This window comes from Nannocystis pusilla (assembly GCF_020073745.1).
GTDB classification, from domain to species: domain Bacteria; phylum Myxococcota_A; class Polyangia; order Nannocystales; family Nannocystaceae; genus Nannocystis; species Nannocystis radixulma.
Genome location: NZ_JAIRAU010000057.1, coordinates 176536 through 191573 on the forward strand (window position 1 = coordinate 176536; position 15038 = coordinate 191573).

15 protein-coding genes and 1 tRNA gene are annotated in these 15038 nt (G+C 71.4%); 7 read left to right on the forward strand and 9 right to left on the reverse strand.

Going from position 1 to position 15038, the window contains the following annotated elements; all coding sequences use genetic code 11:
- Positions 1-75: 75 nt before the first annotated feature.
- The 5 genes from K7C98_RS40410 to K7C98_RS40430 all read left to right on the forward strand — a co-directional run bounded on the left by K7C98_RS40410 (position 76) and on the right by K7C98_RS40430 (position 6850).
- Positions 76-2280 (forward strand): TonB-dependent receptor, encoded by a 2205-nt coding sequence (locus K7C98_RS40410; RefSeq protein WP_224197276.1) that lies wholly within the window; start codon positions 76-78, stop codon positions 2278-2280.
- An 18-nt stretch (positions 2281-2298) separates the two neighbouring features.
- Entirely contained in the window at positions 2299-3255 is a 957-nt protein-coding gene (locus K7C98_RS40415; RefSeq protein WP_224197277.1) for a PstS family phosphate ABC transporter substrate-binding protein, read from the forward strand.
- Positions 3256-3332: 77 nt separating this feature from the next.
- Positions 3333-4709, forward strand: a complete 1377-nt coding sequence (locus K7C98_RS40420) for a sensor histidine kinase (protein ID WP_224197278.1) — start codon at positions 3333-3335, stop codon at positions 4707-4709.
- A gap of 12 nt (positions 4710-4721) precedes the next feature.
- A complete protein-coding gene (locus tag K7C98_RS45320) occupies positions 4722-5393 on the forward strand; it encodes a response regulator (RefSeq protein ID WP_224197279.1) in 672 nt (223 codons plus the stop codon).
- A gap of 185 nt (positions 5394-5578) precedes the next feature.
- On the forward strand, positions 5579-6850 hold the full coding sequence (locus tag K7C98_RS40430) for a hypothetical protein (RefSeq protein ID WP_224197280.1): 1272 nt from the start codon (positions 5579-5581) through the stop codon (positions 6848-6850).
- A 179-nt stretch (positions 6851-7029) separates the two neighbouring features.
- Here K7C98_RS40430 and K7C98_RS40435 read toward each other — a convergent pair.
- The 8 genes from K7C98_RS40435 to K7C98_RS40470 form a co-directional block, all read right to left on the reverse strand.
- Positions 7030-7101: transfer RNA gene (locus K7C98_RS40435), tRNA-Val, on the reverse strand.
- Between the two features lie 13 nt (positions 7102-7114).
- The gene (folK, locus tag K7C98_RS40440) at positions 7115-7642 is read right to left on the reverse strand and encodes a 2-amino-4-hydroxy-6-hydroxymethyldihydropteridine diphosphokinase (protein WP_224197281.1); all 528 of its coding nucleotides are present in this window, start codon (positions 7640-7642) and stop codon (positions 7115-7117) included.
- Entirely contained in the window at positions 7639-8460 is an 822-nt protein-coding gene (locus K7C98_RS40445; RefSeq protein ID WP_224197282.1) for a hypothetical protein, read from the reverse strand. The genes folK and K7C98_RS40445 overlap by 4 nt, the downstream gene beginning before the upstream one ends.
- Before the next feature lie 11 nt (positions 8461-8471).
- Positions 8472-8792 carry an iron donor protein CyaY gene (gene cyaY / locus K7C98_RS40450; protein ID WP_224197283.1) on the reverse strand — a complete coding sequence of 107 codons (321 nt, stop codon included), beginning with the start codon at positions 8790-8792 and terminating at the stop codon, positions 8472-8474.
- Positions 8793-8827: 35 nt separating this feature from the next.
- On the reverse strand, positions 8828-9169 hold the full coding sequence (locus K7C98_RS40455; RefSeq protein WP_224197284.1) for a hypothetical protein: 342 nt from the start codon (positions 9167-9169) through the stop codon (positions 8828-8830).
- 10 nt (positions 9170-9179) lie between these two features.
- Positions 9180-9926 (reverse strand): hypothetical protein, encoded by a 747-nt coding sequence (locus K7C98_RS40460; protein ID WP_224197285.1) that lies wholly within the window; start codon positions 9924-9926, stop codon positions 9180-9182.
- A gap of 101 nt (positions 9927-10027) precedes the next feature.
- The gene (hemJ, locus tag K7C98_RS40465) at positions 10028-10468 is read right to left on the reverse strand and encodes a protoporphyrinogen oxidase HemJ (protein WP_224197286.1); all 441 of its coding nucleotides are present in this window, start codon (positions 10466-10468) and stop codon (positions 10028-10030) included.
- A 26-nt stretch (positions 10469-10494) separates the two neighbouring features.
- Entirely contained in the window at positions 10495-11283 is a 789-nt protein-coding gene (locus tag K7C98_RS40470) for a 7-carboxy-7-deazaguanine synthase QueE (RefSeq protein ID WP_224197287.1), read from the reverse strand.
- Positions 11284-11323: 40 nt separating this feature from the next.
- On the opposite strand from K7C98_RS40470, the gene asnS reads away from it, so the two are divergent.
- Positions 11324-12715 carry an asparagine--tRNA ligase gene (asnS, locus tag K7C98_RS40475; RefSeq protein ID WP_224197288.1) on the forward strand — a complete coding sequence of 464 codons (1392 nt, stop codon included), beginning with the start codon at positions 11324-11326 and terminating at the stop codon, positions 12713-12715.
- Positions 12716-13022: 307 nt separating this feature from the next.
- Complete coding sequence (locus K7C98_RS40480; RefSeq protein WP_224197289.1) at positions 13023-13478, forward strand: hypothetical protein; 456 nt, start codon at positions 13023-13025, stop codon at positions 13476-13478.
- A gap of 335 nt (positions 13479-13813) precedes the next feature.
- Here K7C98_RS40480 and K7C98_RS40485 read toward each other — a convergent pair whose 3' ends face one another.
- Entirely contained in the window at positions 13814-15022 is a 1209-nt protein-coding gene (locus K7C98_RS40485) for a hypothetical protein (protein WP_224197290.1), read from the reverse strand.
- Between the last annotated feature and the right edge of the window lie 16 nt (positions 15023-15038).

Below are 15038 nucleotides of genomic sequence, written 5' to 3' on the forward strand. Positions count from 1 at the left end.
TCGTGGCTGATCGTCGGCGTCGTCGCGACGCTGGCGGGCCCCGCCGCGGCCGCGCCGACACCTGTCTCACGGAGCATGTCCAAAGAGACCGGTCCCGAAGGACCTGTCCCCGAGGGCCCGGTTGCGCCGGCGCCCGCCTCGCCGACCAGGCTCACGCGCGAGGCCGCCGAGCAGGCGCGGACCGTCGGGCGGACCACCGTGCGCGGCCAGCGGGCCGGGGCCAGCCACGACACGCGGGCCGCCAGCGTCGTCACCCGGCGCGACCTCGAGGAGCGGCTGCCGCGCTCGGCACCCGACGCGCTGCGCTTCGAGCCGGGCGTGTACGTGCAACAGACGGCGCACGGCCAGGGCTCGCCGTACGTCCGCGGCCTCACCGGCCAGCAGACGGTGATGATGTTCGACGGCATCCGCCTCAACAACAGCACCTTCCGTTACGGGCCGAACCAGTACTTCTTCACCATCGACTCGCGCACCCTGCAGAAGCTCGAGGTGCTGCGCGGCGCCGCGTCGACGCGCTACGGCTCGGACGCGATGGGCGGCGCCTTGCTGGCCACGCCGATCGACCCGGCGCTCGAGGTCGGCGGGCAGCGAAACTGGTACGGCCACTCGAAGGCGATGATGCGCAGCGGCACCGCCGACGGCGAGATGGGCGGTCGGGCCCAGCTCGACCTGGGTTGGAAGGGCAAGGTCGGCCTGTTCGGCGGCGTCGGCTACCGCGACGTCGGGCTCTTGCGCGCCGGCGGCAAGGTGTTGTCGCCGACCACCGGCCAGCCCGTCAAGTCGCCGCTGTTCGCCGCCGACGGCGTCACCCAGCGCGGCACCGGCTTCCGCGAGTTCACCGCCGACGCCCGCCTCGTCTACAAGATAAGCGACAAGCACCGCCTCACGCTCGGCTACTACGACTACCGCCAGTTCGACGCCCCTCGCACCGACCGCTGCCCGCCCGTCACGGCGCCGCAGACCGAGTGCCTGTGGTACGACGAACAGTTCCGCACCCTCGTCTACGGCGCCTACGACGTGAGCGACGGCCCCGCCGCGGCCGAGCGCGTGCGCTGGACCGTCAGCTACCAGCACCAGCACGAGCGCCGCCGCTACGACCGCGGCGCCGAGTCGACCTACCGCATCATCGGCCGCGACGAGGTCTACTCGCTCGGCACCGGCCTCAACATCAGCACCAAGAACTTCGGCCTCGCCCGCGGCGTCTCGCTGCGCGTCGACTACGGCCTCGACGCCTACTTCGACACCCTGCGCAGCTACGCCTGGAACACCTTCCTCGACGTCGGCATCACCACCCCGACCACCTCGCAGTACGCGAACGGCAGCCGCTACCTGACCTCCGGCGTGTGGACCGAGGCCAAGCTCAACCTCTACGACCGCGTCGAGCTGCGCGCCGGCGGCCGCGGCTCGCTCGTCGTCGCCCGCGCCCCCGGCAACCTCGACGCCATGGTCGGCCGGCGACCGATCGACCAGAACTGGGGCGGCGCCGTCGGCGGCGGCGGCGTCGCCGTGCGCCTGCTCGACGGCGTCCGCTGGATCACCAACCTCGACCAGGGCTTCCGCGCGCCCAACCTCGACGACCTCACCAGCCGCCAGGCCACCGGCGCCGGTCAGCAGTACGAGAACCCCAACCTCCGGCCCGAGCGCGCCCTGACCTTGGAGACAGGTCTCAAGATCGAGCGCCCGCGCGTCGAGCTGCAGCTGTTCGCGTTCCAGTCGTGGATCGATCGCCTGATCACGCGCGTCCGCTTCGACCGCGACCAGTGCCCGCCGGAGGACAACATCTGCGGCGCGGCGGTCTACAACGTCACGCTCGCCAACATCGCCGGCACCAGTCACATCCGCGGCTTCGACGGCGCCGTGCGTCTGTTCCTGCCCAGGGGCTTCGGCATGCGCGCGACCGCGGCCTACACCTGGGGCGACGGCCCCAACCCCGTGCCCGACCTCGACCCCGTGCGCGTGCCGCTGTCGCGGATCCCCCCGCTCAACGGCACCGTCGAGATCAACTGGCGCCACCGCGCCGGCTTCTTCGCCAGCTCCGCCCTGCGCTGGGCCCGGCCGCAGACCCGCCTCACCGAGACCGACAAGAACGACCAGCGGATCCCCCTCGGTGGCACCCCCGGCTTCGCCGTCCTCGACGTGCGCGCCGGCTACCGCCTGCAGCCGTACGCGCTCGTCGTCCTCGTGCTCGAGAACGTCACCAACGCCGCTTACCGCTACCACGGCTCCAGCATCAACGGCCCCGGTCGCGGCCTCAACGTGCTGATCGAGGTCGGCTTCTAATTGGAGTACACCGTGGCCATGGCCGAGACCGCCGACGACCCGCGCGCCTCCGCGTCGCTCGCCGCCCTGTGGGCCGCGGTGCTGCTCGGCGTCGCCGGCGTGGCCGTCCTCGCCGCCGTGTTCGTCGCCCCGCTGCTGGCCGGCGCGCGCGAGCCACCCTTCCTCGCGGGACAGGTCCCGAAGAACTCGCTGCTGTTCCAGCGCTCGACCCCGCGGCCGCACGGCGTGCTGCACCTGGCCGGCTCGGGCACCAACATCCCGCTGACGCGCGCGCTGGCCGACGCCTTCGTCGCCAGGTACCCCGACGTGCACATCGTCGTGTTCGAGAGCATCGGCTCGTCCGGCGGGGTCATGGCCGTCTACGACGACGTCGTCGACCTCGGCCTGATCTCCCGCCCGCTGGACGAGCGCGAGACGGCCCACGGCGTCGACGCGATCCCCTACGCCCGCGTCCCCGTGGTCGTCGCCGTCAACCTCTCGGTGCCCGACGTCGCCATCACCACCGCCGAGCTGGCCGACATCTTCGCCGGCCGCAAGACCCGCTGGGCCGACGGCGCGCCGATCGTCGTGCTCCAGCGCGAGCGCGGCGACTCCGGCCACCTCGCCGTCGCCGCCGCGCTGCCCGACTTCGCCGCCGCCGACGAGGGCGCCTACCGCGAACGCCGCTGGCGCGTCATCCTCCACGACCGGGCCATGCAGGAGGCCCTGGCGATCACCCCCGGCGCCGTCGGCCTCCTCGACGTCGGCGCGATCAGCCTCCAGCGCCTGCCCCTCCGCGCGCTCGAGCTCGACGGCTACGCCCCCAGCGAGGCCAGCGTCCAGTCGCGCCGCTACCCGTTCGCCAAGGACCTCTCGTTCGCCGCCCTCGAGGCCCCGACCGGCCTCGCCGCCGAGTTCATCCGCTTCGCCCACTCCGAGGAGGGCCGGGCCCTCATGGTCGCCCACGGCTACATCCCGCTGCCGGAGGTCCAGTGAGCGAGAGGACCGGGCCGCAGGGGCAGGGTCGGGAGCTGTCTCCGAGAGCAGGTTCGACAGGGCATGTCGAACAGGGCATGTCGGAGAGAACAGGTCTCGAAGGACATTACCCTTCGGGCAAGGTCGGCCTGCGCCGCTACCTGTCGGCGCGGATGCTGCCGCTGATCCTGCTGCTGCTGGTGCTGGTGTCGGTCTCGGCGCCGCTGGCCTACGCGGCGCTGGCGGCCCGGGGCCTGCGGGCGCAGGCGCGGGCGACGGCGGTGCAGGCGGCCGACGCGGTCGCGCGCGAGGTGCAGGAGCGGCCGGTGCTGTGGCGCTACGACGCCGGCAAGCTGCTGGCCCACCTGCGCGCCTACGTCGACAACCACGGCGTCGCGCGCATCGAGGTGGCCGACCGCTCGGGCGTGCGGATCCCCCTCGACACCGAGGCGATCGCCAGCCCGGCCGCGGCGGCCGGACCGCTCGCCTGGGAGGCCGCGCCGATCGTCCTCAACGACGAGGTCGTCGGCCACGCGTGGGCGGCCGTCAGCCTCGCCGAGGCCCGCAACGCCGCGCTCCTGCTGCTGGCCCCGTTCGGCCTGCTCGGGGTCGGCCTCGCCGGCCTCCTCTACTTCCTGCCGCTCGGCGCGATCGCCCGCGCCGAGCGACGCATCGAACAGAGCCAGGTCGCCCTCGCCCGCTTCAACCAGACCCTCGAGCAGCAGGTCGCCGAGCGCTCGTCGCAGCTCGGCGCCGCCTACGAGCAGCTGCGGCAGAAGGAGGGCCGCCTGCGCGAGCTGTCGACCCGCGCCCTGCTGCTCCAGGAGGCCGAGCGGCGCGTCATCGCCCGCGAGCTGCACGACTCGGCCGGCCAGGCGCTCACCGCGATCCGCATCAACCTCCAGCTCATGGCCCAGCTCGCCGCCGTCGAGCCCGACAGCAAGGTGGCGAAGATGGCCGCGAAGACGCTGACGATCGCCGACGCGACGCTCGAGGAGATCCGCCGCGCCGTCAGCATGCTGGGCCCGGCGATCCTCGACGACGTCGGGCTGCTCGCCGCGGTCGAGCGCCTGTGCGACGACTTCGAGCGCGAGGACCTCGAGATCGCCCGGGAACTCGAGGTCCCCGAGGGCGGGCTGTCCGCCGCGCTCGAGAGCGTGTGTTACCGGGTGACCCAGGAGGCGCTGACGAACGCCGCTCGCCACGCGGCCGCCAGCGAATTGCGGGTCGTCCTGAGGGTCGAGCCCGCGCGCATCGTCCTGGAGGTCCACGACAACGGTCGAGGGTTTGTCCCCGGTGAGCGCGGCGAAGGTCGCGGCGGCCGCGGCCTCGTCGGCATGCGCGAGCGCGTCGAGCTGCTGGGCGGCAGCCTCCGTATCGACACCGCTCCGGGGGCAGGTACGGCTGTCCGCGTCGAGCTGCCGCGGCGGGCGCTCAGCGACGACGGCGACGATTCTGCCGTCGTCGTCGCGTGATACAGTCCGCCGGTGAGCACCAAGAAGACCATCCGGGTCGTCCTCGCCGAGGACCACACGATCGTCCGCGAGGGCCTGCGCGCGCTGCTCGACGTGCGCGACGACATCGAGGTCGTCGCCGAAGTCGCCGACGGCCGCGCCGCCGTCGAGGCCGTCGCCGCCCACAAGCCCGACGTCGCGATCATGGACCTCGGCATGCCCGAGCTGAACGGCGTCGACGCGACGCGAGCGATCCGCAAGGACTTCCCCGCCACGCAGGTGCTCATCCTGTCGATGCACTCCGGCGAGGAGTACGTCCGCCCCGCCATCCGCGCCGGCGCCAGCGGCTACCTGCTCAAGGGCTCGGGCCTGTCCGACCTCGTGGCCGCGATCCAGGCCGTCTCGCACGGCGACGCCTTCTTCAGCCCGTCGATCGCCAAGATCGTCCTGCACGACTCGCGGCGCGACGCGCGACCGGGCGGCCGCGAGCCCCAGCCGGGAGACGCCCTCACGAACCGCGAACGAGAGATCCTCCAACTCGTCGCCGAGGGCCGTTCCAGCCCCGAAATCGCCCGCCAGCTCAGTCTCAGCGTGAAGACGGTGGAGGGCCATCGCGGCCGGATCATGGCCAAGCTCGACGTCCACCACGTCGCCGGCCTCGTGCGCCACGCGATCCGCATCGGCCTCGTGTCGCCCGACGCGTGACGCATTCGGGCCGCGGCCAGGCCGCGAGTGAGGTCCATCCATGACGGATTTCGCGCCGGGTGGATCTACCTGCAGTCAGTTCGCGGGGAACTGCCGTAGAGCACGAGGGAGAGGCGTGGCTACCGTCGCCGGGAACCCACAACGAGAGCTTCTCCATGCGAAATTTAGCGCTTTGTACCGCTCTTGTGGCCCTCACGGCCTGTCCGGCCGAGGACCCGAGCACCACTGATTCTCCGACCACCGACCAGACCACCAGCGGTCCGGGGACCGACGGCACCGACACGACCGCCCCGACGACGGACGAGCCGCCGACCGGCACGACGAGCGAGCCGCCGACCGGCACGACCGAGGAGCCGACGGGGCCCGGCACGACCGACACGACCACCGGGGGCGCCTGCGAGGGCATCGACGACATCCCGGGGATCGACGAGTCGGGTTGCACGCCGCTCGCCAGCGACTACCAGCCGCGCGAGAACAACTCGGCCGACGACGAGTGGCCCGAGTGCGTGTCCGACGTGGGCCCGTACACCCTCGTCGACAACCCGCCGAGCACGGTCGCCCGCGTCGTCGCCTACGAGAACATCGCCGACCTGCTGTGGCGCAAGGCCGACCCGACCCCCGAGGACTTCACCGCGGCGCGCAACGAGTACGTCCTCCCCGAGGGCCTCGAGTCGCGCCTGGTCCGCCGCGAGGACCTGCATTACGACCCGATCCCCATGGCCGAATGGGACCCGCAGGTCGAGGCCGACAAGCAGTGCACCGTCGTGGCGCTGGCCGACAAGTACCCCGAGCGCTGCGTCGGACCGGCGCTGCTGAAGCCGCTCGTCGACGAGGCGTTCGCCGCCGGACAGGCCGGCGACGGCGACCCCAACATCCACGCCGCGCGGATCCACGGCGGCCTGCTCTGGTTCCTGTACCTCTCCGTGTACAAGGAGGCCAACACCTGCGCCACGGTCGCGCCCAAGGACTGCGACTCCGCGTGGGCCTACTACACCGGCGGTGAGCCGATCGACTCCGGCATCGGCATGGCCGCCGAGGTCACCGCGATCAGCAGCAACGCCAACGACCGGATCCACGACGGCATCATGGCCGTGCGCTGCTGGCGTGACATCGCCCAGGACATGGGCATGTACCCGCTGCTCGACGCGCTGCCGGGCCCGCAGCAGGACCTGTTCGAGCAGGGCTGGGAGCAGCTCGACCAGAGCCTCCACCGCGGCTACGCCGTGATCGTCCGCGACCACATGCAGCAGTACGTCGACGCCGCCTGCAGCAGCGCCGAGACCAACGTCCTCTGGGCCTTCCTGCAGGTCGCCGGCCCCGTGCTCGACCGCGAGGCCGGGGAGCGCGACGCCGCCAACGCCGCCGTCCTCGCCGACCTCTGGGCCGCCGACGCCCCGTCGCCGCAAGACGTCACCGCCGGCATCGCCGCCCTCGACGCGATCTTCCCCTGCCCGTAAGCACCTGCCCGCAGGGGCATGAACAAAGAGACAGAGGCCGGGCGCCGCGCGCGCCCGGCCTCTCTTCGTCGGAGCCATCGGTCGCCTCCGACTCATATGTGCAAATCGACATGATCTTACAGACATGTCCATTGGCACACGTAAAAAATGGGGCCGATCGCTCGGCCCCATTTCATGAGTAGGCGGAACAGGGTTCGAACCTGCGACCCGCGCCTTGTAAGGGCGCCGCTCTACCGCTGAGCTATCCGCCTGGGCGACGGGAAGCTAGCACAGGGGGGCGGTGCCGTGCGCGAGGATCGTGCGGCTCTCTTCGGGGAGGGCGGCGAGCAGCTCGGCCGTCGTGGCGCCGCCGTCCGGGCGCAGGTCGGGGCGCAGCGCGGCCAGCGGGGCCAGCACGAAGTCGCGGCGGGACAGCTCGGGGTGGGGCAGTACGAGGCGTTCGCCGGCGACCCGCAGCGGGCGGCCGTCCGTCGTCATGACCAGCAGGTCGAGGTCGAGGGTGCGCGCCTCCCAGCGCTCGCGCCGGGTCCGCCCGTGCCGCGTCTCGAGCGCGAGCAGCTCCGCGAGCAACGCCTCGGGCGCGAGGCGCGTGCGCAGCTCGACGACCGCGTTGAGGAACGGGTGCAGCGACGGCCCCAGCGGTCGGGTCTCGAACACCGGCGAGCAGCGCAGCAGCTCCGTCTGCGGGGCAGCCCCGGCGCGCAGCTCCTCCGCCGCCGCTCGCAGCGTCGCCGCGCGGTCGCCGAGGTTGCTGCCGAGGCCGACGTAGGCCAGCGCGAGCGGCGTCGTCATTGCGGCCCCGACTGTACCCTGCCGGTGTGCGGCGCGGCGCTCGTGTCGGCATACGGGGCCACCAGCGTGATCGGCAGCGCCCCCGCGAACCCGACCCGCAGCGTCGCTGCCAGCGCGCGCGGTGACGGATCTGTCTCCGGGGACATCTCACTCTCGGCCGGCAGCACGAAGCGGACGCGGCCCTCGCCGTCGCTGGTGCCGGCGAGCGTCTGCTCGCCGAGGGCCAGCTCGACCGCGCGACCGCTCGCGGGCCCCTCCGGCGGCTCGCACGGCTGCACAGGGCCCTCGCGCAGCGCGACCGTGTCGCTGACGACCACCCGGTCGCGCGCGCGCACGCTGTCGACGATCCCCGCGGTCAACAGCCCCAGGCCCACGGCCGTGAACACCCCGCCGACGCGGCGGCCGGTCTTCGGGTCGCGGATGTACTGCATGCGAGCCGCGTCGTAGCTCGCCTCGGCCGCGAACAGCTCCGGCCGCGCGAACGCCAGCGCCGACACCCCGAGCGCCACCGCGGCCAGGCCGTATTCGAAGTAGATCATGGCGTCGGGCTTGCGCACGATCCGCTCCTCCTGGCGCGCGGCCAAATGGGCGACCTTCTGGCACGACCGGTGCTCGCGCAGGTCGACCGTCAGCTCGCGCCCGCGCTGCGACCAGCGGGCCTCGACCGCCACGGCGACGACCCGCGTCTCCTCGACCAGCGGCCGCGCGTCGGGGCGGACGATCGTGCGGATCTCCGACTCGGAGGTGATCTGCGAGCAGGCCGCGGCGAGCGCCGCGACGAGGCCCAGAGCCGCCGGGATGGGTCGGACCTCGCGCACGGCTCACCTGGTCAAAGGGACACCTCGGTCCCGAGCTTGGCGCCGACCACCCGGGCGACGGTCGCCATCAGTTCCTCGTCGGTCTTGCGGGCGATCCAGCGGCCCTGCTCGGCCGCGAAGTCGAAGTGCCAGGCGGTGGTGCCGGCGGCCATCCAGATCTGCCCGGCGGCGCTGTGGGCGTTGATCACGAAGCGGGCCCCGTCCTTGAACGCGAGCGTGAGCACGTCGCCCGCGAGCTGGACGTCGAGCTCCTCGAGCTCGAGCGCGCCGAGGCGGGCGTCGATGTGCTCGAGCGCCTTCGCGGACAGCTTGAAGAAGTCCTTCTGCTCCATGGTCCGGGGAGGGTTACGCGATCGCGCAGAATCGGTCAATTCGCCGGTGCGGGGGCCGCCGGGGGCGATTTGGACTCCTCCGCACCGGCCGCCTTCGCGGGCGCTTCGGCCTCGCCGGGCGGCCCGCGGCGGTCGGGGTCGAGGCCCATCTGGCGCGCCTGGTCCTCGGAGATCTCGACGACCTCGACCGACTTGCCGTCGGGCAGGGTGAACGTGTGCTTGCGCCCATCGAGCGCCGGGGCGGCGCTCTGTTCGGCCTGCTCGGCCTGCTCGGCCTGCTCGGCCCTGTACCGCTGGCACGCCATGTAGCCGAAGTAGGCGAGCAGCGGGCCGTAGATGCAGATCCGGATCAGGACGGGTTTGGAGGGCAGTCGCATGGCGGATGTCTCAAGAGTCAGACGAGATGAACTCGAGCTCGCGCCAGGTCGCAATGCGGGCGCGGCTGTCGGCGTGGATGCGGGAGGCGCCGCTCTTGGCCTCGAGCGGGGTGATCGCCACGCGCGAGAGCCGGAGCGTGGCGTCGCAGTTCTCGGGCCGGACGAGCCCGGCCTTGAGCTGGTCGGGGGCGACCTGCGCCGTGCCCTCGTCGGGCAGCTCGAGCACGATCGACGCGGCGAGGCAGGCCTTGCCGTCGATCGCGTCGTCGATGCGCGCGATGATGGTCGAGCCGGGCCGCGCAGGCTCCCAGGCGACGTCCCAGGCGGCCCCGCGCGCCAGCTTCTCGCCCGCCTTCGGCGCCGTGATCGCGAACGCCGGCGCCTCGGCCTTGACGAGGTAGGTGACGTCGACGTCGTCGTCGCGCAGCCGCAGCTCATGCTCCACGTCGGTGCCGTCGACGGCGTCGTCGGCGGCGTCGACCTTGTAGACATACGAGCCGCTGGGCTTGCGCACGCGCGTGGCGGCGACGCCGTCGACGGCGATCGAGGCGCCCTTGCACAGGGGGAGCGACAGCCCGGCGTCGTCGCCGACGCGCATCACCTCGAGCTCCGTGCGCGCCCGCTCGCCGTTGTGGTCGATGTACGCGGTGACGAGCAGGTCGGGCTCGCTGAGCGCGGCGCACGAGCCGGAGTCCTCGCAGCCCGGCAGCCACGCGCACGCCGCCAGCGTCAGGCCCGCCAGGCGAACGGGTGACACGCGGCGTGGCGACGGGCCGACCATCTTCGGCAGGATAGCAAAAAACCGCCGCCCCGTTGAGGAGGGCGCAAACGGCCGACCGGACCGCGCCGGCGCGCGGATCAGCCGCCGAGGTGGGGCTTCACGACGACCATGATCACGATGAGGAACAGCGGCACGAGCGGCGCCTCGTTGAGCAGCCGACATTGCCGCGAGGTCAGGTTGTAGCGCCCGGCCGCGAGGTCGCGCCGGACCTTGCCGCAGTACAAGTGATAGCCGATGAGGAGCACGAGCCCGAGCAGCTTGGCGTGGAACCACCCCTGGGCCATGTAGAAGTCGGGCATCTGCACGAACAGCGCGACGCCGAAGGCGGCCGTGAAGAGCATCGCCGGCCAGCAGATCCCGCGGTACAGCCGCCGCTCCATGGTCTCGAGCAGCTGCGTGATCTCGGGCTTGTCGCGGTTCTCGACGTGATACACGTAGAGGCGAAAGATGTAGAAGAGCCCGGCGAACCACGCGACGAAGCCGATGATGTGGAAGGCCTTGAGCCAGGTGTAGAGCACGGCTGAAGTGTAACTCCGGGGCGAGCTCAGGTGCCCGGCGTGTGGCCGAACATGTGGATGTGGAGCCGCTCGCCGAGGCGAAACCCGCGCTCGATGCAGACCGGCATCAGCGCCCGGTAGGCCGCCCGCAGGCCGTCGCTGTCGGTGCACTCGGGCATCAGCAACACGCGGCTCCGCTGGTCGTCGGACACCGTCAGCTCGCGCAGCAGCGCCTCGACCTCGGCGACGTCGGCGGCGACGGCGTCGGCGCGGACGACGAACTTGAGCTGCCACGGGAAGCTCGCCATGAGCCGCGCGAGCGCCGGGAGGTTGAGCCGCACGCGCTCGTGCCGCTCGGCCTGCGCCGGGTCGCGGGCCCACGGGGTGCTGTGGGCGAGCTTCGGGCTCAGCGACACGAGGTCGCACTCGAGCCCGTCGAGCCACACGGTGCCGGCGGTCTCGACGGTGATGTGGTGACCGGCGGCGCGCAGCTGTCGACTGAGCGCCGCGACCCCGGCGAACAGGAGCGGCTCGCCGCCGGTGAGGACGACGTGGCGCGGGCCGGCGGCGCAAAAATCGACGAGTTCGGCCAGCTCGGTGCGCCGACCCGAGGGCGCCCACGAGGTCCCCGACGAGTCGCACCAGGCGCAGCGGAGGTTGCAGCCGGACACGCGGACGAACGAGCTCGGGACGCCGACGAGCGTGCCCTCACCTTGCAGCGAGACGAAGCGCTCGTGGATCGGCAGCGAGGTCGGGAGCGCAGACGCGGCCAGGTTCGGGCCGCGGGCGGACGGGTCGAGGGCGACGGTCATGCGCGCGGCGTCGCTGTAGCGCACTTGCGAACCTCGGGCCAGGGGGTGCTACCATCCGGCCCCCATGCAGACCCCACGGACCAAGATCGTGGACGTGCTCCAGCTCGAGCCCCCGCGCGCCGGCGTGCGCGTCAAGGGCTGGGCCCGCACCGTCCGGGACAGCAAGCAGGTCGTGTTCATCGAGCTCAACGACGGCTCGTGCTTCGCCAGCGTCCAGGTCGTGGTCAATCCGGAGCTCGCCAACTACGAGCAGCTGCGCAAGCTGACGACCGGCAGCGCGGTCGAGGTCGTCGGCGAGGTGGTCGCGTCGCCGGCCGCCGGCCAGCGCGTCGAGCTCAAGGCCGCGGAGGTGACGATCGTCGGCCTCGCCGACTCGAGCTTCCCGCTGCAGAAGAAGCGCCACAGCTTCGAGTTCTTGCGCGAGATCGCCCACCTGCGCGCCCGCACCAACACTTTCGGCGCGGTCTTCCGCGTCCGCAGCGCGCTCGCCCAGGCCGTCCACGAGTTCTTCCAGGCCCGCGGCTTCGTGTACGTGCACACGCCGATCATCACCGGCTCCGACGCGGAGGGCGCCGGCGAGATGTTCCGCGTCACCACGCTCGACGTGAACAACCCGCCGCGCACGCCCGAGGGCGCGGTCGACTGGCACGAGGATTTCTTCGCTCACTCGAGCTTCCTCACCGTGTCCGGCCAGCTCGCGGGCGAGACCTTCGCGCTCGGCCTGTCCGACATCTACACGTTCGGCCCGACGTTCCGCGCCGAGAACTCGAACACCAGCCGCCACGCCGCCGAGTTCTGGATGATCGAGCCGGAGATGGCGTGGCACGACCTCGACGACAACGCCACGCTGGCCGAGGCGTTCGTCAAGCACCTCATGCGCACGGCGCTCGAGCGCTGCGCCGACGACCTCGCGTTCTTCAACAAGCAGATCGACACCGGCCTCATCGCTCGCCTGCAGCACGTGCTCGAGTCGAACTTCGAGCGCATGAGCTACACCGAGGCGGTCCGCCGCCTCGAAGCGTCGGGCCAGAAGTTCGAGTTCCCGATCCACTGGGGCGCCAACCTGCAGGCCGAACACGAGCGCTACCTGACCGAGACGATCGTCGGTCGCCCCGTGCTCGTCACCGACTACCCGACCGAGATCAAGGCGTTCTACATGCGCCGCAACGACGACGGAAAGACGGTCGCGGCGATGGACCTGCTGGTGCCGAAGATCGGCGAGCTCATCGGCGGCTCACAGCGCGAGGAACGACTCGACGTGCTGGTCGCCGCGATCCGCTCGACGGGCCTGAACGAGGAGCACTACGCCTGGTACCTCGACACGCGCCGCTTCGGCACGGCGCCCCACGCAGGCTTCGGTCTCGGCTTCGAACGCCTCGTCATGTACGTCACCGGCATGGAGAACATCCGCGACGTCATCCCCTTCCCGCGGACGCCGCGGAACTGCAATTTCTAGAGCCATCGAGCGTGTGGGCCCAGGTATGCGCCATGGCGTGAGTCGCGCAGCGACCCAAAACGCGTGAAAAAACCCAAAGAAATTGAGCAATTTGGCTGCAGCAGTCGGAAATCTCTGGCGACCCTCTGGCGCAAACGCTAGCCTTGTGTTCGTGGGCACAGGGGGCCTTGGGATGCAGGCAAACAGGGGCACAGACCACGGGGACCAGCATGAAGTTTTGCCCGGCACCTGCGTCCAAAAAGGTGCCGGCCTGAGGCCGGTGGGGTCGACCACGCAACCTTGGATTGCCTGAGGAAGGATTATCCCTATGTATCTGCGGAGAAACAAAGTCCGATGTGGTGAGTCGCGCAGGACCTACCTGTCCATCGCGCACAACGTGTGGTGGTCCGGCGAGGGGAACAAGAAGGCGCAGAGCCGACCCATCGTCGTGGCGAGCTTCGGCGTCGAAGACCAGGTCGATGTCGATCTGGCCCGCGACCTCGTCGCAGCGGTCGAACGCTGCGCCCCGAAGTTCCAGATCCGCCGAGGCGAAGGCAAAGAGGCGACGATGCGGATCGCCCAGGAGATCCGGAAGATCGAACCCTTCCTCAAGGTGCTCGCCAGCCGCAAGCTGGGCCTCGCCCAGCACCTGCCGCCGCACCCCGAGCGCATGGTCATCCTCGAGGCGCTCATCCGCGACAAGCTGAGCGACCCGGCCGATACGACCATCGCCGCCCGCGAAGAGGCGATCCTCTCGAGCCTCAAGAACCACCTCTCCGCCTGAGCGCCCCCGCCGCAACGGCATCGCACCTCCCTCCGGGAGGCGATGCCGTTTGTGGCCGGTGAATTCTTCCTCGAGCATCGACCCATCGGCACCGCTCTCCGCCCCGAGACGGTGCCGTCGTCGCGATCGGAGATCGCTCGCCTGCCGAGGCGATCTCTCGCGCGCCCGTGCCCTCGACGGGGCGAGCTCTCGCGCGAGACGTTGCCGCTGTGCGGCAATCTTCTCTGAAGAAATGAGCTGTCGCGGGAGAAGTGCCGCCGCGAGGCGATCTCCCGCGGCATGTCAGCGATGAGCTGACGCGGGAGAATTTGCCCCCGCGTCGCGCCCGTCCCGCGTCAGCTCTTCAGCAGCGAGAGCAGCAGCTCGGCCGGCAGCGGCGCGTCGGGACGACGCGAGACGAACACGTTGGTGGTGCCGAGCCGGAGCAGCGTGCCGACGCCGAGGCGCGGCGCCAGCACCTCGAGCGCCTTGACCTTCGTACCGGCGAGCTCGAGCTCGCGGGCCCGCTCCTCGAACTTCGGGCGGTTCAGCGGCTGGGCGTCGACGAACACCTCGCTGAAGAACTCGACCTTGACCGCGAAGTCGATCGCGCGACCGGTGAGCGTCTTCAGCAGGGAGGGCGGCAAGCCGTCGGGCAACGAGCTCTCGACCTGCGGCACGATGTACTGGCTGAGCACCTCGGTCTCGGCCAGCTCGACCGGCACGAGCACCACCAGGCCGCGCTCGTCCTCGACGAACCGCAGCGACTTGGCGGCGTTCTCGCTGCGTTGCTGCAGCTCCTGCAGCTCGGCAGCCCGCTCGCTGGCTCGCCGCTTGGCGTCGTCGGCGGCGCTGATCTGCGGCGCCTTCGCCGGCGCGGCGCGCGACGGAGCCGGCGCCCCCGCGCTGCTCGCCGAGCTCGGCGGCGGCGGGGCCGAGAAGCCCTGCGTCAGCCCGCCACCGCGCGAGGGCGGCGGCGGAGGCGGCGACTCCTCGGCCATCTCGTCCATCTCCTCGTCGCCCTCGCCCGGGGGCTGACCGATCAGGGCCATGAGCAGGTTCTGATCGTTACCGGACGGCTCCATCAGCGACAGTTCGATGCGCGGACCGCCGGGGAAGCCGTTGGCGAGGTCGCTGACGGAGATCCGCAGCTGGTCGACGAGGCGCGTGACGGGCCAGTGCTGGCCGCTGGCGTCGCGGTCGCTGTCGTCGGCAGCGAGGGCCTGGCCGCGCTGGGCCACCAGGAAGCCTTCGCGGCGGTTCTGGCCGGTGCGGACGTAGTAGACGAAGCACTGCCGCGGCACCGCCTGGCTGGCCGCCAGCGCGATGTCCGGGTTGGTGCGCCAGAACTCGGCGGGGTCGTCGCCGACGACGCTGCCGTGGATCCGCGCCAGCGCCAGCGGCGAGGTCGGGTGGCGGGAGATCTCGAGCGTCGCGTCGAGGATGTTGCGGACCTTGCCGAGCAACAACTCGGCGATCACCGAGGCCAGCACCGTCGGTCGGAACATGTCGAGCGGGAAGATCAACCCGCCATGGCTCGTGGGCGCGGTGGAGAGGGTGTCCATACGTCGGCGGGAGAAT